The 20,091-nt window shown below is 63.8% G+C and carries 17 protein-coding genes; 8 read left to right on the forward strand and 9 right to left on the reverse strand.

All coding sequences use genetic code 11. The features are described 5' to 3' along the window. The first annotated feature begins 35 nt into the window (after positions 1-35). Positions 36-2,051, forward strand: a complete 2,016-nt coding sequence (locus NKH52_RS19535; RefSeq protein ID WP_352732743.1) for an amidase — start codon at positions 36-38, stop codon at positions 2,049-2,051. A gap of 10 nt (positions 2,052-2,061) precedes the next feature. On the opposite strand, the gene NKH52_RS19540 is transcribed toward NKH52_RS19535, so the two are convergent. The 8 genes from NKH52_RS19540 to NKH52_RS19575 form a co-directional block, all read right to left on the reverse strand. Next, the gene (locus NKH52_RS19540; protein WP_352732746.1) at positions 2,062-2,472 is read right to left on the reverse strand and encodes a hypothetical protein; all 411 of its coding nucleotides are present in this window, start codon (positions 2,470-2,472) and stop codon (positions 2,062-2,064) included. A 123-nt stretch (positions 2,473-2,595) separates the two neighbouring features. Beyond that, positions 2,596-3,243 carry a ThuA domain-containing protein gene (locus tag NKH52_RS19545; protein ID WP_352732748.1) on the reverse strand — a complete coding sequence of 216 codons (648 nt, stop codon included), beginning with the start codon at positions 3,241-3,243 and terminating at the stop codon, positions 2,596-2,598. A gap of 42 nt (positions 3,244-3,285) precedes the next feature. Continuing rightward, entirely contained in the window at positions 3,286-4,308 is a 1,023-nt protein-coding gene (locus NKH52_RS19550; protein WP_352732903.1) for an LLM class flavin-dependent oxidoreductase, read from the reverse strand. 70 nt (positions 4,309-4,378) lie between these two features. Continuing rightward, positions 4,379-5,266 carry an ABC transporter permease gene (locus NKH52_RS19555; protein WP_352732750.1) on the reverse strand — a complete coding sequence of 296 codons (888 nt, stop codon included), beginning with the start codon at positions 5,264-5,266 and terminating at the stop codon, positions 4,379-4,381. Continuing rightward, positions 5,263-6,222: an ABC transporter permease gene (locus NKH52_RS19560; protein WP_352732752.1), complete on the reverse strand. Its 960-nt coding sequence runs from the start codon at positions 6,220-6,222 to the stop codon at positions 5,263-5,265. The genes NKH52_RS19555 and NKH52_RS19560 overlap by 4 nt, the downstream gene beginning before the upstream one ends. Positions 6,223-6,229: 7 nt before the next feature. Then, positions 6,230-7,867, reverse strand: coding sequence for an ABC transporter substrate-binding protein (locus tag NKH52_RS19565; RefSeq protein WP_352732755.1), 1,638 nt, complete (start codon positions 7,865-7,867; stop codon positions 6,230-6,232). A gap of 34 nt (positions 7,868-7,901) precedes the next feature. Continuing rightward, the gene (locus NKH52_RS19570) at positions 7,902-8,678 is read right to left on the reverse strand and encodes a DUF427 domain-containing protein (protein ID WP_352675064.1); all 777 of its coding nucleotides are present in this window, start codon (positions 8,676-8,678) and stop codon (positions 7,902-7,904) included. Between the two features lie 21 nt (positions 8,679-8,699). Then, positions 8,700-10,058 (reverse strand): LLM class flavin-dependent oxidoreductase, encoded by a 1,359-nt coding sequence (locus NKH52_RS19575; RefSeq protein WP_352732758.1) that lies wholly within the window; start codon positions 10,056-10,058, stop codon positions 8,700-8,702. A 190-nt stretch (positions 10,059-10,248) separates the two neighbouring features. On the opposite strand from NKH52_RS19575, the gene NKH52_RS19580 reads away from it, so the two are divergent. From NKH52_RS19580 to NKH52_RS19610, 7 genes are all read left to right on the forward strand, one after another. Next, complete coding sequence (locus NKH52_RS19580) at positions 10,249-12,057, forward strand: dipeptide ABC transporter ATP-binding protein (RefSeq protein ID WP_352732761.1); 1,809 nt, start codon at positions 10,249-10,251, stop codon at positions 12,055-12,057. A gap of 163 nt (positions 12,058-12,220) precedes the next feature. Then, complete coding sequence (locus NKH52_RS19585; RefSeq protein ID WP_245490423.1) at positions 12,221-12,589, forward strand: hypothetical protein; 369 nt, start codon at positions 12,221-12,223, stop codon at positions 12,587-12,589. Between the two features lie 123 nt (positions 12,590-12,712). Next, complete coding sequence (locus tag NKH52_RS19590) at positions 12,713-14,155, forward strand: multicopper oxidase family protein (protein ID WP_352732764.1); 1,443 nt, start codon at positions 12,713-12,715, stop codon at positions 14,153-14,155. Between the two features lie 41 nt (positions 14,156-14,196). Next, complete coding sequence (locus tag NKH52_RS19595; protein ID WP_352732767.1) at positions 14,197-14,637, forward strand: DUF411 domain-containing protein; 441 nt, start codon at positions 14,197-14,199, stop codon at positions 14,635-14,637. A 161-nt stretch (positions 14,638-14,798) separates the two neighbouring features. After that, a complete protein-coding gene (locus NKH52_RS19600; protein WP_352732769.1) occupies positions 14,799-15,245 on the forward strand; it encodes a hypothetical protein in 447 nt (148 codons plus the stop codon). A gap of 283 nt (positions 15,246-15,528) precedes the next feature. Then, positions 15,529-17,391 carry an ABC transporter ATP-binding protein gene (locus tag NKH52_RS19605; RefSeq protein ID WP_352732771.1) on the forward strand — a complete coding sequence of 621 codons (1,863 nt, stop codon included), beginning with the start codon at positions 15,529-15,531 and terminating at the stop codon, positions 17,389-17,391. Then, positions 17,391-19,283, forward strand: a complete 1,893-nt coding sequence (locus NKH52_RS19610; protein WP_352732774.1) for an ABC transporter ATP-binding protein — start codon at positions 17,391-17,393, stop codon at positions 19,281-19,283. The genes NKH52_RS19605 and NKH52_RS19610 overlap by 1 nt, the downstream gene beginning before the upstream one ends. A gap of 19 nt (positions 19,284-19,302) precedes the next feature. Here the strand turns inward: NKH52_RS19610 and NKH52_RS19615 are convergent, their stop codons facing one another. After that, positions 19,303-20,085 (reverse strand): ABC transporter ATP-binding protein, encoded by a 783-nt coding sequence (locus NKH52_RS19615; protein WP_352732777.1) that lies wholly within the window; start codon positions 20,083-20,085, stop codon positions 19,303-19,305. Positions 20,086-20,091: the final 6 nt, after the last annotated feature.

The following is a 20,091-nucleotide window of genomic DNA, read 5'->3' on the forward strand; positions in this document are numbered from 1 at the left end:
GCTCATCCATTGTGCGTGGAAATGTGGGACCCGTGATGACCGACCTTCATCTCGTCGAAGCGACGATCGACCAACTGCGCCACGCGCTCGATGACGGCACCGTCACCAGCGTCGAACTGGTCGGGGCGTATCTCAGGCGCATCGCGCATTTCGACCGGCACGGCATCAGCCTCAATGCCGTCCCGGTGTTCAACCCCGACATGTTCGAAGAGGCGGCCGCATCCGACCAGCGCCGCCGCAGCGGTGCTGTGCTCGGACCGCTCGACGGCATCCCCTACACCGCCAAGGACAGCTACAAGGTCGCAGGCCTGACGGTAGCCGCCGGCTCGCCGGCCTTCGAGCATCTCATTGCCAATGAGGACGCCTTCACCATCGCCCGGCTGCGCGCCGGCGGCGCGGTGCTGATCGGGCTGACCAACATGCCGCCAATGGCCAATGGCGGCATGCAGCGCGGCGTTTATGGCCGCGCCGAAAGTCCGTACAATGGCGACTATCTCACCGCCGCCTTCGCATCGGGCTCGTCCAATGGCTCCGGCACGGCGACAGCAGCCAGCTTCTGCGCCTTCGGGCTTGGCGAGGAAACCTGGTCGTCCGGCCGCGCGCCGGCCACCAACAATGCGCTGGTCGCCTACACGCCGTCGCGCGGCGTCATTTCGGTGCGCGGCAACTGGCCCCTGGTGCCGACCATGGATGTCGTGGTGCCGCACGCGCGGACAATGCCCGACATGCTCGAATTGCTTGACATCATCGTCACCGACGATCCCGAGACGCGAGGCGATTTCTGGCGCGCGCAGCCCTGGGTCAAGCTGCCGAAAAGCTCCGACGTGCGGCCGCCCCGCTATACCGACCTCACACTGGCGGGGTCGTTGAAAGGCATGCGGCTCGGCGTGCCCAGAATGTATATCGGCTGCGACAGCGGCGCCGATGCGCCGATCGAAACGCGCGCCTCGGTGCTTGCCCTGTGGGAACAGGCGGCGGCCGATCTCAGGCGGCTTGGCGCCGAGGTGATCGAGGTCGATTTCCCCGTCGTTTCCAACTATGAACGCGACCGCCCCGGCGCGCGCACCATGGTCGAGCGCGGGCTGATGCCCCAGGAGTTCGCCGAGCGCGAACTCTGGGATCTCTGCATCTGGGGCTGGGACGACTTTCTGCGCGCCAATGCCGACCCGACTTTGCCCGATCTCGTTTCGGCCGATGGCCCAAAGATCTTCCCGCAACCGCCCGGCACGCTGTCCGACCGCTACGAAGGCGGCTTCGACCTGAGGGAATATGTCGAGCGGGCACGGTCCGGCGTCACGCCCGTCACGGAAATCCCGACGATTGAAGAAGGCCTGAACGGCCTCGAAGCGACAAGGCGGATCGATTTCGAGGACTGGCTGGATGCCCATGGCATCGACGCCGTGGTGCTGCCCGCCGCCGCCGATGTCGGACCGGCCGATGCAGACATCGACGAGGCGTCCGCCGCCCTTGCCTGGCGCAACGGCACCTGGGTCGCCAACGGCAATCTGGTTTGGCGCCATTTCGGCATCCCGACCGTCACCGTGCCGATGGGCACGATGGCCGATATCGGCATGCCGGTCGGCCTCACCTTCGCCGGCAAGGCCTATGATGATGTCAGGCTGCTGCGCATGGCCGGCGATTTCGAACGTGCCACGCAGCGCCGCACCCGCCCGCCGCGCACGCCAGAACTTGCCGACGATATGTTTTCAGGCCGCCCCGCCCGAGCCGACGACAGCAAGGCGCCAGCGTTCGCCATCACGCTTGCCGCCGAGACGCGGCCTTCCGGCGATCACGACGAGATCGTCATCACGCTCGACCTGCCAAATGAGGTGTCCGGGACGGCCAGCCTCAAGGTACATGTCAACGGCGAGGCTGTCGCGCTGCAGCGAAGCGGTGCGTGCTTCAGCGGGCATGCCCTCATTCCGGCCGCTGAGCATCAGCGTCTGCACAGCATCTGGCGCGGCGCGTATGGGTCGATCGTCACAGCGGTGGTGCGGCTGGAGGATGGGCGCACCGCTGGCGACTTTGCGGTCACCGGCGGGATAAAATGAGTGCTGGGCATTAGGAGGGCAGAGAGGCCAGCCATTCTTCCCAAAATTCCTGCTGCATGTGGACAAAAACCGGAACCACGTCGACGCCGTCGTCAAATATGTCGACCAGATCCGTCGCTTGGGGAAATTGCCCCATCTTCACCTTGCAGGCCATCAATCCGCGACTCTTCTCCATCACTGTATTTTCGGGATAAACAAAGGCACTCGCCCCGTAGCAGAAGGGCAGCAAACCATCGGCTTCGAGCTCCTGACGTATCTGGAACAGAGCTTCGAAAAAGTCTTCCTCTTCGGCCCTGATCACCTTGTCCCGGTAGCCGCATGTCAGGCTGCAGACGGCGCCCTCTACATGCAGTGTAAACACGGCTTCCTCGTCTCCGCCCGTGCCCGCTCCAACCAAAAATACTGTCCGCTGATGATCCATTCCGCCCCCTTGCTGTTCACCGGATGGTAGTTCGACAGCGGCCGGCTTTCTAGCCATTGCAGGGATTCACACACCGATGCCTCCGGTTCGCCGCTTGCCTTTCGCAATTGTGACTGACAGAGGCTACCCCCGCGCCGCCCAAAGCAAACCCCGCTCCACCATCAGCGCCATTTCCGGCACCGCGAACTCATCCGCCGTGTGACCAAGGGAACTGTAGAAAACCTTCCCCGCCCCATAGCGCCGTTTCCAGACGACCGGCATGACGACGCCGCCTATCCCCGGAAAATGCGCGTCGGTGAAGGTGGTGGTCGCCAGCACCTCGTTGCTTGGGTCGACATGCATGTAATATTGCTCCGACCGGTAGGCGAAATCGCTGACACCTTTTGTGATCGGATCGTCCGGCCGGGTGATGGCGACGTGATAGTCGATGATGTTGCCGGGATGCGCGACCCATTGACCGCCGGTCATGAACTGATAGTCGGGCTCGTTGCGGAAACTGTCGCCCATCGTCCCGTGGAAACCGCCGAGTCCGCTCCCCCCGAGAACCGCATGCGTCAGGTTCTGCAGTTCGGTCTTCTCGATCGTCGACATGGTGATGACGGGCACGATGAGATCGAATGACGACAGCTCCGGATCGGCGAACATCGCCGTGCCCTCGCCCAACGTGACGTCGAAGCCGTTTCGCTCAAGCAAGGTGCGAACGATCTTCGCGCTCTGCTCCGGCGTATGGCCCTCCCAGCCGCCCCAGGCGATCAAGGCCTTCTTTGGCATGGTGTACCTCCCTTGGAGCACTCCGCTTCGATCGATCCGGCGTCAGCGCCAGCCCAGAGCCGGCGCGACATGGGTCAGGATCGCCTCGATGACATGCGCATTATAGTCGACGCCGAGCTGGTTCGGAACGGTGAGCAGCAGCGTGTCGGCCTCGGCGATCGCCTCGTCCTGCGCCAATTCCTTGATCAGCACATCCGGCTCAGCCGCATAGCTGCGCCCGAAGATCGCCTTGGTGTTCTCCTCGATGAAGCCAATCTGGTCGCGGCTTTCGTTGCCGCGGCCGAAATAGGCACGGTCGCGATCGTCGACCAGCGCGAAGATGCTGCGGCTGACCGAGACGCGCGGCTCGCGCTTGTGGCCGGCCGCCTTCCAGGCCTCGCGATAGATGCGGATCTGCTCGGCCTGCTGGATGTGGAACGGCTTGCCGCTCTCGTCGAATTTGAGCGTCGAGCTCTGCAGGTTCATGCCGAGCTTGGCCGCCCATTCCGACGTGGCGTTGGTAGCCGCACCCCACCAGATCCGCTCGCGCAAACCCTCCGAATGCGGCTCGAGGCGCAAGAGGCCGGGCGGATTGGGGAACATCGGCCGCGGATTGGGCTGGGCGAACCCCTCGCCCCGCAGCGTCTCGAGGAATACCTCGGCATGATGCCGCGCCATGTCGGCGTCGCTTTTGCCTTCCGGTGGCGCGTAGCCAAAATGGCGCCAGCCATCGATCACCTGCTCGGGCGAGCCACGGCTGATGCCAAGCTGCAGGCGGCCGCCGGCGATGATGTCGGCGGCACCGGCATCTTCCGCCATGTAGAGCGGATTCTCATAGCGCATGTCGATTACTGCAGTGCCAATCTCGATGCGGCTGGTCTTGGCGCCAACGGCGGCCAGCAGCGGGAACGGCGAAGCGAGTTGGCGGGCGAAATGATGCACGCGGAAATACGCCCCATCCGCGCCAAGCTGTTCGGCGGCGACGGCGAGGTCGATGGATTGCAAAAGCGCGTCCGATGCCGAGCGCACTTGCGATTGCGACGAGGGCGTCCAGTGCCCGAACGACAGGAAACCGATTTTCTTCATAGCCATGCGATATAAGGATGCGCGTCAGGCTTCAATGCCAAAGAGATTTTTCGACGCACCCGATCAAGGCTCATGCATCGCTGTTTTCGAAGGCGCCGATGCCTTGTGCGATAAGGTTGGTCGCCATGACCAATGAGACGATTGCCGCGGAATTGAAGACGACGACCCACCATTTGCCGCCGGTCAGGAAGCCGTAGCCGTCGGCGACGGCCAGTCCCCAGTCGGCCGATGGCGGCTGGATGCCGAGGCCGAGAAAGCTCAGCGTCGCGATCGAAAAGAACGCGTAGCCCAGCCTTGTGACCAGCTCGATCAAGATCGTTTCCCTGATGTTGGGCAGTATCTCCAGAAACATGATGGCGAGCGGGCCCTCGCCGCCAAGCCGCGCAGCGCTGACATAGTCGCGCTCCTTCTGCTCGCGCACGGCGGCGCGGACGGTGCGAGCCACCAGCGGCGCGTAGGCGATGCCGATCACCAGGATGACGGTCAGGTTCGACGGGCCGATCGCCACCAGCGTCATGGTGACGAGAACAATGAACGGAAACGCCATCAGCGTATCGAGCAGCCGCGCGCCGATGGCATCGACCAGGCCGTCGAAATAGCCGAGCACCAGACCGATGATGCTGCCGGCGGCAACGCCGGCCAGCGTCGCCAGCGGCGCAACCAGCAGGATATCGCGCGATCCGACGACTATGCGGGACAGCACGTCGCGGCCGAGATGATCGGTGCCGAACCAGTGCAGCGCATCGGGCGGCGTCAGCATCGCCAGAAAATCCTCGGCATAGGGATCGTAGGGAACGAAGAGGTTGCCGAACAGTGCGCAAACGACCCAGAACAGAAGCAGCAGCGATCCGACCACGACCGACGGGGCCAGTCCCGAGAAAGCACCGCGGATCCTGCGTACTGCCGGAAAGCCGACCACGGCGCGCCGTGGTGCTGGAAACTCAGCCAGATCCGTCATGGCGAGGTCCGGCGGCGTTGCCGCGGATCGAGGAAGGCCAGCACGAGGTCGCCCGCCGCCGCCGACAGCACGAAGATTGCCGCCATCACCAGTACGCCGGCTTCAAGCATCGGGAAATCGCGTGCCTTGGCCGCGTTCAGAACCAGATTGCCAAGCCCCTGGATGCCGAACAGCGCTTCGATCACCACCAGCCCGCCAAGCATGTATCCGGTCTGCGTCGCCAGCACCGCGATGGTCGGCGTCAGCGCATTGCGCAGCACGTGCCGAAGGATGATCTCGCGCCGCCCGAGCCCTTTGAGGACGGCGGTGCGCGTATAGTCGGCAGCCATCGCCTCGATCACGCCTGCCCGCGTCATCCGGGCGATGTAGCCGGCAAGGTTCAGCACCAGCGGCAGCGCCGGCAGGATCAGATAATAGCCATGCGTCCAGAAGCCCGCGCCGTCAGGCGCAACACCGGAGATCGGGAACCAGTTCAGCCACAGGCCGAAGACGATAAGGAGCATCAGCCCGGAAACGAAATCAGGAACGATGCCGAAGGAAACGCCCGCCATCACGATCAGCCGGTCGATCAAGCGGCCCGCATTGAGACCGGCAACGACGCCGGCACCTACGCCCAACGGGACGAGAAGAATCAAGATAATGCCGGCAAGGGCCGCGGAACGCTTGAGGCTTTCCAGCACGAACGGCGCCACCGGCCCGCGCATCGACAGCGAGGTGCCGAAGTCGCCGGTCACGGCCTTGCTGAACCAGAGCCAGTACTGGACGAGAACTGGCTGGTCGGCGCCGAGCCGCTTGTTCAGTTCCGCCACCGTCTGCGCGTCGGCAAAGGGACCGAGCATCACGCGGCCGACATCGCCGGGCAGGACCTGCCCGGCGAAGAACACCAGGATGCTGACCAGCCACAGAGTGAGGAGAAGTGTGCCCACACGCGCTGACAGAATGCGGCCGGTCAGCATGTCGCGATCATGCCTGGACGAAGGAAACGCGGTCGAGCAGCAGATGCGAGATCGCCGTGAAGCGCACGCCCTCGACCTTGGAGCTGACAATTCGGCTGTATTGCGAGAAGTAGCTGATGATCGCCGGCGTCTCGTCGAGCAGCAAGGTCTGGATCTTGCCGGCAACGAGGCGCTGCGCTTGCAGATCGCGCGCCTTCGAGTAATCGAGCAGCAGCGCATCATAGGCCGGGTTGTTGAAATGCGCCGCGTTCCAGGCTCCCGAACTCTTCAGCGTCGCGTTGAGGAAGATGTCGGGCGTGCCGCGATGGCCGTAGTCGGTGATGCCGAGAACCGAATCCAGCCAGGGCGAGCTGCCGAAGGTCGCCGAGCCGTAATAGGCGTCCTGCGGCAGGACATTGAGCTTGACGTCGATGCCGGCCTTCCTGGCGAAGTTCTGGATGATCACCGCATAGTCGGGAATGTCATAGGCGCGTTCGGTGGTCAGCGTCACCTCGAAGCCGTTCGGCACGCCCGCCTCGCCAAGCAGGCGCTTGGCCTCGGCAATGTCCTGCTTGCGCTGCGGCACCGACGGATCGGCCGAGGGGAAGATCGGCGCGAACGGCGTGTCATTGCCGACGATGGCGCGGCCCTTGAGCAGGCCCTTGACCACCGCCTCGCGGTCGATGGTCAGCGCCAGCGCGCGGCGGATGCGCTTGTCGGTGAACGGCGCCTGGTCGGTGCGCAGATGCACCTGGTCATGCGAGCTTGCCTGCACGCTCAGCAGCTTGAAATTGGGATTGCCCTCGATCGCCAGTTCCAGGCGGGTCGTGCTCGGGATGACGTCGAGCTGGCCGGCCTGCAGGGCCAGCACCTGCGCCTGCTCGTCGTCGAAAAACTTGATCTCGACGCGGTCGGGCAATGCCTTGTCGCCCCAGTAATCCTCATTGCGCACAAAGCTGGCGCCCTGCTTGGGGCGGAAGGATTCGAGCTTGAACGGGCCGGTGCCGTTGAAATTCTTCTCGAAATCGCCGGCATAGTCGGCCGGCAGGATGACGGCATTGTAGACGTCGGAGGAGACATAGAAGGGGAAGTTGCTGTTGGGACCGTCGAGATCGAAGGCGACGGTCTCGTCGTCGACCAGCTTGGCGCCGCCCTTGGACAGGATGCCCTTGTAGGCCGACAACGCCGACGAGCCGCTGGCCGGATCGACCAGCCGCTCGAAACTCGCCACAACATCCCTAGCGGTGACCGCGCGACCATCGTGGAATTTCACCCCTGGCCGCAATTTGAAGGTCCAGCGACTGGCCGTCTCGTTTGCTTCCCAGGACAGAGCGAGCTTCGGCTGCAGACCATCCTTCGGATCGTCGAGGATCAGATACTCGCCGACCTGGCTGATCACCCCGATGCTGGCCGGATCGGTCACCGAAACCGGATCGATCGCCTTGGTCGGCTGGCCGAGCCCGACGCGAACCGTGCCGCCGGCAGCAGTCGCGGCGCGCGCGCCTCCAAGCCCCTGCGAGGCGGCAAAGCCGGTCAGGCCGAGCAGTGCGGCGTATTTCAGGAGATCGCGGCGCTTGAGAAAGCCGCCCTGATATTCGTCGACGGCGACATTCCAGATGTCCCCCGACAGGTTGCGAACTGCGTCGATATCTCTGCGTTTGGTCATGTTAAACCCCTGCTCTGAAATGAAGATTGAAATGCTATGCGACGGGTTCGCCGTCGAGATGGATGCGGTCTACGGCCTGCGGATAGAAGGCGATGAGCCCTTTGATCTTCGGCATTTCCTCAATGGGATCCCGGTAGCTCCAGGCGATGTCCGGGCGCACCGTCCCGTCGCTCAGCAGGCCGGACCAGTAGGAGGCGATGCCCTTGTAAGGACATCGCGTCGTTGTGACGGACGCCGTCAGCCGCTCCAGCCGGATGTCTTCCGCCGGCAGATAGAAACGCGTCGGCAGATGCGTCTCGAACAGCAGAACCGGACGGTGGCTGTCGGCGATTGGCTCGCCGTCGAACCAGATTTGCACATGGCTGGAGCTCTGCAGCACATCGATGCGTGCATAGGGATCGCGGGCGTGGACGAAGACTTCCTCTTCCTCCTCGAACCATTGGTCGACGGCTTTCCAGGTGAAGGCGATGCGGCCGGCCAGAGGCGCCAGGTTTTCATCCGGTGGCGACACGAACGCCCAGGCCGCGTTGGCGCTGCGCCTGTCACCGCTGTCGATATCCCAATAGGCGGTTTCGCCACCGACCGGGTGCGGTTCGCGATGCAATGAGGGTCTCAGCACCGACGGGTCGACCGCTGACGGCGGGAAGAAATAGATCGGCAGGAAATGGTTGGAGCGCAACACCAGCACGTTGCGGCTGTCGGCGATGGTGCGGCCGCCGAATTTGACGCGCACGCGCTTGGGGCTGTGCAGGACATTGACGAGCTGCGGCGCGGTGGCTTCGCGGGGCTGCAATCTTGGTGCAACGGTCATGATCGTTCTCCCGGCCTGCCGTCAGGACACCGCGCGCGCATTGTCGCGCTGTTCGGCGAAGCGATTGGCGGGTCGCGCCAGGCCGAAGCGGTCGCGCAACGTTCCCGGCGCGTATTCGGTCGGGAAGACGCCACGGCGCTGCAGTTCCGGCACCACCTGTTCGGCGAAATTCACCCAGTCCTCGGGCAGCAGCGGGAACATCAGGTTGAAGCCGTCGGCGGCACCCGAAAGGAACCAGTCTTCGAGCTGGTCGGCGATCTGTACCGGCGTGCCGGCGACGGTCGGCACCGAACCGCTGTTGGCGAGCTTGCGGGCGATCTCGCGCAGGCTGAGATTCTGCTTCGCCCACTGCTTGACCCGGTTGAGCGACGTGCGTCCGCCATTGAACGTGCTCTCGTCCGGCAGCGGCGGCAATGGTCCGTCCGGCGGGAACAGCGACAGGTCCAACCCGCTCCAGCTGGACAGAAGGTCGATGCCGACCTGATCCGGTAGCAAGGTCTGCAGGTATTCCTGCTTTTCCCGGCCTTCTGCTTCGGAGGCGGCGACAACAGGCAGGATGCCGGGCAGGATCTTGAAGCTCTCCGGCCGCCTGCCGTGGCGGGCCAGCCGCTCGTTGATATCCTGACGGTATTTGATGCCATCCTCCTTGGTGCTGTAGATGGCGAAGTGCGCATCGGCCTGGGCGGTGGCGAAGTTCTTGCCGTCTTCGGAGGATCCGGCCTGGACGATCAGCGGATGACCTTGCGGCGGCCGCGAGACGTTGAGCGGCCCGCGCACCTTGAAATGCTTGCCCTTATGGTCGATGGGGTGGACCTTGTCGGGATCGGCGAAATAGCCCGACGCCTTGTCGATCAGCAGCGCCTCGTCTTCCCAACTGTCCCACAGCGCTTTGACGATATCGAGGAATTCGGCCGCGCGCTCATAGCGGAATGCATGTTCGATATTGCCGTCGCGGCCGAAATTGCGCGCCTCCTCGTCCATAGCCGAGGTGACGACGTTCCAAGACGCCCTGCCCTTGCTGATATGGTCGAGCGACGCGAACATGCGCGCCACATTGTAGGGCTCGCTGTAGGAGCTCGACGCCGTGGTGATCAGGCCGATATGCTTGGTCACGCCGGCTAGCGCCGACAACAGCGTCAGCGGTTCGAGGCGGGCATTGGCATAGTGGGCAACGCCGCTCTTGACCGAATCCCAGATCGACACGTGGTCGGCGACGAAGATGGTGTCGATCCTGGCGCGCTCGGCCGCCTGCACGAGATCGCGGTAGAACTCGAAGTCCAGCACTTCCCGGCCCGGTGCCCGCGGATGGCGCCACGACATTCGATGATCGCCCTGCGGGTTGAAGAAGAATGCGCTGAGGATCATGTGGTCTCGAGCCATGCCGGCCTCCTTCCAGATCTGCTCCGGAGACCGTCGCGCTGCTTCGGCAGGCGGCGACAATCTCTCCTGATCCGAGAAAGGTAGATTGCGCTTCGGCTTAATCCGAGTAATTTTATAGAGATAATGCGTTGCGAAAGCGGAAGCGATTGCCCTCGATCGCAGCCCGCGAAGAAAGTGGTTTCAAGTCCCCATGTCCTCCTCGGTTCTGAACGTCGACCAGTTGTCCGTCGCCTATAACGGGCGCAAGGGATCGCACCCCGCCGTCAGCGGCGTGTCGCTGGATATCGGCGAAGGCGAAGCGCTCGGCCTGGTCGGCGAGTCGGGATCAGGCAAAAGCTCGGTGGCACTCGCCATATTGCGCTACCTGCCGAAGAATGCCCGCATCGCGGCATCCGCGCTGGAATTCCAGGGCCGCGAAATCCGCGACCTTTCCGCCGAGCAGCTGCGCCAGCTCAGGGGAAATCATATCGCGGCCGTCTACCAGCATCCGGGCGCGGCCCTCAATCCAAGCATGACGATCGGCCGCCAGATCACCGAGACGATCATGCGGCATCGCCCGGTTCGCCTCGACGAGGCGCGCGAGCGTGCCGCCGAACTGCTGAGTCGTGTACGCGTCAGCCATCCGGAGCGTGTGCTGGATCTCTATCCGCACGAATTGTCCGGTGGCATGCAGCAGCGCGCCAACATCGCCATTGCGATTGCGCTCGATCCGTCGCTGCTGGTGCTGGACGAGCCGACGACGGCACTCGACGCGAGCGTCCAGTCCGAGATCATCGCCATCCTGCATGACCTTCGCAAGGATCACAAAACCAGCATCCTGCTGATCAGCCACGACATCCATATGATCCGCCGCTCCTGTGACCGGGTGGCGGTGATGCAGGCGGGCACGGTGGTCGAAAGCGGCGCTGCCGGCGATGTCTTCGACAACCCCTCTCACGCCTACACCAAGGCGCTCATCGCCTCGATTCCGGCTCTCAACTACACCAAACGGGACGGAAGGTTGGCGGAGACGGACGGCATGCCAGCGCACCCCACAGCCCAAGGCGAAGACGCCGGCGCGCCGAAAGAACGCAGGATTGCGATCGCCTGCAAGGGTATCAGCCATGCCTTCGGCAGCCAGCCAGTGCTGCATGAGATCGATCTCGATATCGGCCAGGGCGAGACCTTCGGGCTGATTGGCGAGTCCGGTTCCGGCAAGTCCACCCTGGCACGGATCGTTACCGGCCTGCAGACACCCAGCGCCGGATCGGTCGAACTGTTCGGCAAGAGGGTCGCGCCGCGCGTCGAGAAGAGGAACCTTGCCGAACGGCGCGACGTGCAAATGGTCTTCCAGTCGCCGGACCGCACACTCAATCCGCGCCAGCGGATCGGCAGGATCCTCGGTCGTCCGCTACGCCGGCTCGCCGGCCTGCGCCGCAGTGAGGTGAGAGCCCGCGTCGGCGACCTGCTGCAATCGGTTCGCCTCGCCGGCGCAACGGCGGAGCAGAAATCGCGATCGCTGTCCGGCGGCCAGCGGCAAAGGGCGGCGATCGCGCGCGCCTTTGCCGGCGTGCCGAAGGTCGTCGTGCTCGATGAACCCACCTCGGCGCTCGACGTCTCTGTCCAGGCGACGGTTCTCAACCTGCTCAACGACCTGCAGCGCGACAAGGACACGACCTATCTGTTCATCAGCCACGACCTCAGGGTGGTGCGTTACATGGCCGACACGATCGGCGTGCTCTATCGCGGCCGCCTTGTCGAGACCGGCTCATCCGACCAGATTTTTCGCGGCCCCAACCACCCCTATACGGCCCTGCTTCTGGCCGCGTCCTCCGACGAGGCCGAGCCAAAGACATCCGCTCCCATGGAGATCGAGGCAGCCGGCATCCCAAACACAGGATGCTCCTTCGCCGACCGCTGCCCCCTGGTCCTGCCTGACTGCCGAAAGGCAGAACCATCAGCCATGGAGGTCGCAGCCGGCCACCGGATCGCGTGCTGGCGGCACGGCCAGGCCTTGTAAGCGGATCACCGGCAGTCCGAGGGGCCCGCAGCAGCACGGTTCCTCTTCAGGCGCGATGCGATGCCGGGATTGTCGCAGCATTGGAATCCGGCTTGCAAATGCCATCTTTTGAGGCCAGCCTAGACGGATGATGGCACGCCGGTCGCCAAAACATATTCTTGTCATGCTGCTCGCGGTATTCCTGACCGCCGGGTTCAGCCTGTCTGCCGCTCAGGCGAGCGTCATGTCGGCGAAGATGATGATGACGACTGGCAGCGGCATGACCATGCCTGCCGGCACCGGCATGGCAAAGATGGCCGACACAGCCATGAATGGCGATTGCAGCGCGTGCCTCAAGGGCACCGCCGACAGCGGCAAACCGATGCATTGTCCGCCGACCTGCATCGCACCGGTGCTCGCGGTGTTGCCGCTCGAGTTCGCGGCGATGACTTTGACCCGGGCATCGCTGCCGTCGGCACTGCCGACCCCGTTCCTTCATGGGCGAAGTTCCGTACCCGACCCATTCCCTCCCAAATCCACCGATCTCGTCTGACGCCGTTTCAGCCATCCAGCGGCTGATTTCCGGCGTTTGATCGCCGCTGGCTTTGCGCCGGCAGGCACACAGCAATTCGACGTCGAGAGGCTCGCCGTCGATTGAGATCGCAAGGGCTTGAGAGTGAGTATCTATGCCAATCATTTCATTTCACGCCGCAGGTTCGTCCTTGCGGCGGCGGGCGTTGCCGCGGCCACCCTCGTGCACCCCGCAGCACCAAGAGCATCCGCCGTCGACGAGCGCCGCATCAGGATCGCGCCGGGCCAGGCCATGTTCACCGGCGCTAGCGGTCCGCTTACGCCTGTCTGGACCTATGATGGGACGGTCCCAGGCCCGATGCTGCGCTTACGCCAGGGCCAGCCCGCCCGTATCGTCGTCGAGAACGGATTAAGCGAGGACACGACAGTCCATTGGCATGGCATCCGGCTGCAAAACGCCATGGACGGAGTGCCCGGCCTGACGCAGCCGTCGATCAAGCCGGGGACAGATTTCGTCTATGAATTCACGCCGCCCGACGCCGGCACCTTCTGGTACCATCCGCATGCCAACAGCCTGGTGCAGCTCGGCCGCGGGCTGGCCGGCGTCCTCGTTGTCGAGGAGACCGAACCTGTTGCCGTCGACCGCGACCTCCTGTGGTTGCTGCAGGACTGGCGGCTTGCCAAAGACGGGCAGATGGCTCCCGGCTTCGGCAACGCGATGGAAGCGGCGATGTCGGGCCGCGTCGGCAACGTCGCCACCATCAACGGCACGGTTCCGGTCGACCAGAGCGTGAAGGCGGGGGAGCGAGTCAGGCTGCGGCTCGCCAATGCCTCGCTCGCCCGCATCATGGCGCTGCGCTTTGAAGGTCACCGCCCGGTCGTCGTGGCGATCGACGGCCAGCCCTGTGATCCGCACGAACCGGATGACGGCCGTCTTGTTCTTGCACCTGCCATGCGCATCGATGTCATGATCGACATGCAGGGCGACCCAGGCAAGCGTTACGCGGTGATCGACGACTTTTATGACGGTCTCGCCTATACGCTGACCACGCTTGCCTATGACAGCGCATCGCCGCTGCGAGCCCATCCTCTCGACGCGCCACCTGGCCTGCCGCGCAATCCCTTGCCTGAACCCGACCTTGCCAAGGCCGAACATCAGGAGACCGTCCTGCAAGGCGGCATGATGGGTGGCGGCAAGCTTGCCGGCGTCGGCGGCATGATGGGCATGGCGACACCCGGCATGAATGGTGGCGCGGCCTGGGCGATCAACGGCATGTCGATGACCGGTGACGGCCACGCCGGCATGGCGCCGCAGTTCACCTTGCCGCGCGGCGCAACCTGTCATCTCACCATGCGCAACGAAACCGCCTGGTGGCACCCGATGCACATCCACGGCTTCAGCATGCTGGTGCTTGCGCGCAACGGTTCGCCGGTGCCGCACCGGCAATGGCAGGACACAGTGCTGCTGGCCCCCAAGGATACGATCGAATGCGCCTTCGTCGCCGACAATCCCGGCGACTGGATGCTGCACGGCCATGTCGCCGACCACCAGATGGCCGGCCTCATGACCGTGTTTCGAGTGACCTGATTTTCTCGTCAAGCAACGTCAAGACAACAAGGAGAACTGCAATGAAACCGACTTACTCCCTCGCCGCCTTCGCCGTCGCGATCGCCATGCCGCTGCCGGCTGTTGCGGCGACGATCAACGCGGTGATGTACAAGAACCCGCAATGCAGCTGCTGCGAATCCTATGCCAACTATCTGGAACACAACGGCTTCAAGGTCGACATCAAGCCCGTCAACAACCTGTCCCAGATCAGCAGTGATGCCGGCGTGCCAGCCGACCTCGAAGGCTGCCACACACTGATGGTCGACGGCTATGTCGTCGATGGCCTGGTGCCGGTCGATATCGTCAAGAAACTGCTGACGGAGCGGCCCGCCATCACCGGGATCACGCTGGCCGGCATGCCGACCGGCGCTCCCGGCATGGGTGGCGAGAAGGCCGGCCCGTTCATCGTCTACGCCTTCACCAAGGACGGCAAGGCGCCCACCGTCTACGCGACGGACTGAAAGGCAATCGCCATGTCTGCCGATATGTCGGATTGCCCTGTCCGAACCTAGCTCGCCATGATGTTCCGGTCCTTCGCACGGCCTCGTGTCCTGCTTTTGCGCCATTTCGCATACAAGGACATGAGTTTGTGCTAATATACCATGGCCATGCACCTTCGTGCGTGACCAACCAATGGGAGGACGCGATGAACACCATGAATCGCAGGTCTGCAATTGCCCTCGGTGTGACGGCCGCCGCGGTGACGCCTTTTTTTGCCCTGACGGCGTCCGCGAAGGCCAAGAAATACGGCCCGAAGGATGGCAAGGAGATTGCGCCCGGCGTCAGGGTGGTTGAGGTCGGCACAGGAAACTCCGATATTCCTGCCTACAAGAGCATCTCAATCGTCGATGTCGTGTTTCAGCCCGGAGCGCACGCTCCCGCGATGATGATGGACAATGACATGGTCTGCACGATCACTTCAGGCGCGTTCACCATCAAGAAGGCAGACAACGAATTCAAGCTCAAGACTGGTGACATGTACACCTGCTCCAAGGGCAAGACCGACGAGGCGACGAATACAAGCAAGGAGGTCGGCGTGCATCGTATCGCCGTCCTGATACCGGCGTAGCAGTTCGAGTTCCGGCCGGACAGGCGGCTTGCATGCTGTCCGGCCGTCGCTTGCGTATCGCCGGGTGCTAGCCACGTCCGGCCAACGCCCTTCAGCAAGATCCGCAGGATCCCGCCGCCGGTGAAACCGGATCGCAGTCGCATGCTCGCTTTCCGTTCAGGCACAGTGCGATACCGGAATTGGCCCTTGAAGGGTCAAGTCGGACACGCGTAACATCGCGCCATCTGGATTGAGTCTGCTTTATTAGTCCGGGCTAACCTCCGGATTGGTTTGGATATTTCCCTTGAACACGCAAGCAATCGGCGGCGCGCCGGAGCGCGGCAAATCGTTTGCCCATGTGGCGGAAGCCTCCTGGGGCAAGGGCCTCAGCACCTTGCTCCGCATCGTGCGCATGACACTGCGCCATCCCTGGCAGGTCGCCATCACCATCGTCTCGACCTTCATCGCCGCGACGCTGCAGCTTTTCATCCCCCGCCTGCTGGGACGCGCCATCGACCAGGCGCAGGGCGTCATGGCGGCCGGGGCCGGTACTGCTGCGGAACAGGCGCTGTGGAATACGGCGCTGACGCTGCTCGTCGTCTCGATCCTGCGCGGCCTCTTCACCATGGCACAGAACTACTATGGCGAGGCCGTCGGTCACCGCACCGGCTATGAACTGCGCCTGGCCTTCTATGAGAAGATCCAGCGGCTGAGCTTCGCCTACCACGACAGGGTCCACACCGGCGATCTCATCACGCTCGGCCTGCTCGATCTCGACGGCGTGCGCATGTTCTTTTCCACCGGCATTTTGCGCGTGGTGCTGCTCGGCGTGCTGATCGGCGTCGGCGCCTATCTCCTGATCAGCACCGATCCCGTGCTCGGGTTGCTCAGCCTGAGCTTCGTGCCGTTCGTCGCCTGGCGGTCCTCGGTCACCCAGCTCAAACTGCGCAGCACCTGGCTGACGTTGCAGGAGCGCCTCTCGGTGCTGAGCCGGGTGATGGATGAGAACCTCGGCGGTATCCGTGTCGTGCGCGCTTTCGCAGCGCAGCGGCATGAGCTGGAAAAATTTGATCGCGCCAAGCGCGATGCACTGGACCTCGCCAATGAGCGCGTCGACATCCGCGTCGCCAACACCAGCGTCATGAACTTCTCGTTCCTGGCCGCCATGGGGCTGGTCCTGTGGTTCGGCGGCCAGAAGGTGATCGCAGGCCAGATCAGCGTCGGCACGCTGGCGCAGTTCCTCACCTTCATGACCATCCTGCAGATGCCGGTGCGCCAGCTCGGGCTGATGGTCAATTCCTTCGCCCGCGCCTCGACCTGCGGCACCCGGCTGTTCGAACTGCTCGACGCCGAACTCGATATCGAGGACGCGCCCGGCGCCACGGACCTCGTCATCACCGATAGCGTGCTGCGCTTCGACAATGTCGGCTTTCGCTATGAGAGCGCGGGCGACCGCCCGACGCTGTCGGGCATCTCCTTCGAGGCCAGGTCCGGCGAGACCATCGGCATTGTCGGCCCACCGGGCAGCGGCAAGTCGACCATCGCGCATCTGATCCCGCGCTTCTACGACGTCACGTCAGGTGCGATCACCATCGACGGCCAGGACATCCGCGAGGTGACGCTGCAATCGCTGCGCAAGGCCGTCGGCGTCGTGCAGCAGGACGCGTTCCTGTTCACCACCTCGATCGAGAACAACATCGCCTATGGCAATCCCTGGGCGCGCGAGACCCACATCGGGCAGGCCGCCGAGTACGCCCAGCTGCACAATTACATCATGGGCCTGCCGGCCGGTTACACCACGGTTGTCGGCGAGCGCGGCGCGTCGCTTTCCGGCGGCCAGCGGCAGCGCCTGACCATTGCGCGGAGCCTGATGCTGCGGCCATCGGTGCTGGTCTTCGACGATTCGACCGCGGCCATCGACGCCGGCACCGAGCAGCGCATCCGGGCGGCGATGAAGCGCTTCGCCAAGGATCGCGTGACGCTCATCATCTCGCACCGGCTGAGCTCGCTGATGCATGCCGACCAGATCCTGTTCGTCGAAGGCGGCAGGATCGTCGAGCGCGGCACGCACGAGGAATTGCTGGCCCTCGGTGGCCGCTACCGCGCGCTGTACGATTTGCAGCTGCGGCCAGACGATGACCGGCCTGTCGTGGCGGGAGCCGCGTGATGTCGACACAGAGCGACGACGACAAGGAAGACACCAGCGGCCGGCCGACGAAGGCGGTCGTCGGCTCGCACCGCGACGACGAAGAGGTTTTCGGCAAAGCCTACGACCCGCGCATCGTCAGGCGCATCTGGAGCTTCGTGAACCCGTATCGGAGCCGGATCTTCATCTCGGTCGCCGCAGTGCTGGTGTTCACGCTGACGCAATTGGCGATCCCGCTGGTCATCCGCTACGCCATCGACCACGGCATGACGGCAGGCAAGCTCGACCAATCGGTGATGATCGCTGCGATCGGCGCTTTCTCGGCGATCATCCTCATCAACTATGCCGCCTCCTATGTGCAGGAAAGCGTCGTCGGCAAAGTGGCCGAGAACGTGCTCTCCGACCTGCGCCGCGCCATGTTCAGCCATCTGCAACGGGTCTCGCTGAGCTTCATGGACAAGACCGAGGTCGGGCGGCTGATGTCGCGTCTGCAGGGCGACGTCAATTCGATGCAGGAATTCCTCGAAACTTCGGTCATGTCGGTGGGCGACATCGTGCTGTTATTCGGCATCGTCAGCGTGCTTTTGTGGCTGGATTTCCGGCTCGGCCTGCTGACGCTGTCGACCATGCCGGTGCTGTTCATCGTACGCCTGTTCTGGCTGCCGCGCGCCAAGGTCGCCTTCATGGCCGCGCACGAAACCAACTCGATCGCCAATGGCGCGCTGGCGGAAGGCATCCACGGCGTGCGCACCGTGCAGAGCCTGGAGCGCCAGCACGTCAATTTCGACCTCTACGACGAGAAGGTGCTGGCCAATCTCAATGCCCATCTGACCTCGGCGAAATACGCGCAGGTGATGGTGCCCATCGTGGACACGCTGACCGGCATCGCCATGGCGACCGTCATCGTCGTCGGCGGTTCGATGGTGCTGTCGCACAGCCTCGACATCGGCGTCATGGTGGCATTCCTGTTCTACATCCAGCGCTTCTTCGACCCGATCCGCTCGCTGACCATGCAATACAGCGTCATGCAGCGCGCCATGGCTTCGGGCCAGCGCATCTCCGAAGTGCTCGACGTGCCGGTCGACGTCAGCGACAGGCACGGTGCCGTGGCGCTGTCGCGCGACATGGACGGTTCGGTCGAGTTCAGGAACGTCACCTTCGGCTATCGGCCGAACCAGCCGGTGCTGAAGAACATCTCCTTTCGCGTCAATCCGGGCGAGACCGTGGCCCTTGTCGGCCCTACCGGATCGGGCAAGTCCAGCTCTATGGCGCTGGTGCACCGCTTCTATGATGTCTGGTCGGGCGAGGTTCTGGTCGGCGGCCATGATGTGCGTGACCTGACCCAGGATTCGCTCGGCGATCAGGTGGCGATGGTGCTGCAGGAGCCGTTCCTGTTCTCCGGCTCGGTGCTGGAAAACATCCGCTACCACAAGACATCAGCCAGCCGTGAGGAGGTTGTTCGCGCCGCGCAGGCCGTCGGTGCGCACGATTTCATCGAGAACCTGCCAGATGGCTACGATACTGAACTTGAGCAGCGCGGCGGCAATCTCTCGCTCGGCCAGCGCCAGCTGATCAGTTTTGCGCGCGCATTGGTGGCCGACGCCAAGATCCTGGTGCTCGACGAAGCCACGGCCAGCATCGATTCCTACACCGAGATGCTGATCCAGAAGGCGTTGATCACGCTGCTGGAATGCCGCACCGGGCTGGTCATCGCCCACCGTCTTGCTACCATCCGCGGCGCCGACCGCATCATCGTGCTGCAGAACGGCGAGATTGTCGAAAGCGGCAACCACGACCAATTGATGGGCCGAAAAGGCCTCTACGCCCGCCTCTACAACATGAACTACGCCTCGTTCGATGATATTTCCGAAGGCGAGCTGGAACTGGACGCGGCGGTCGGCAAAGCGACGTGATTGGGCCTACCACAAGCGCCTACGCCATTTCGGGGCGTTTTGAACCCTCGCGGATGGCCTTGTGCACGCCGCGCTGCAGATCCATGAATGCAGGGCTTTCCATCACCTCTTCGCGGCGCGGGCGCTCGATATCGACATTGAAGGTCTGCGTGATGCGTCCCGGGGCGATGCCCATGACGACGATGCGGTCCGACAGATAGACGGCCTCCTCCACATCATGGGTGACAAACAGGACGGTCAACCTGTGTTCCTCCCAGATCTGGGTGAGCAGTTCCTGCATCTGATGCCGGGTCAAGGCATCGAGCGCGCCGAAGGGCTCGTCCATCAACAGCATCTTGGGCCGGTAGGAAAGCGCGCGCGCAATGGCGACGCGCTGTTTCATGCCGCCCGAGAGTTCGGCCGGGTAGCGGTCGGCGCTGTCGGACAGCTTGACGAGTTCGAGATGCTCCAGCGCGATCCTGCGGCAGGTCGGGCGATCGTAGCCGGCGGCCTTGAGGGCAAACTCGATGTTCTGCCGCGCCGTCAGCCAGGGAAGCAGCGTGTAGGACTGGAAGACGACGCCACGGTCGAGACCCGGCTGCAGGATCGGCGCGCCGTCGATGCCGAGATCGCCCGCGTCGAAGTCCTGCAGTCCGGCAACGATCGACAGCAGCGTGCTCTTGCCGCAGCCCGACGTACCGACCAGGGACACAAACTCGTTGTCGGCAAGATCGAGGTTGATATCGCGCAGCACTTCCGTACGCCGCTCGCCGGTGCCGAAGCTCTTGTGCAGACCGGCGATCCGCAATTTGGGGGGGCTCATCGGCTG

The sequence above is a fragment of the Mesorhizobium sp. M1066 genome, assembly GCF_040318635.1.
GTDB lineage: Bacteria > Pseudomonadota > Alphaproteobacteria > Rhizobiales > Rhizobiaceae > Mesorhizobium.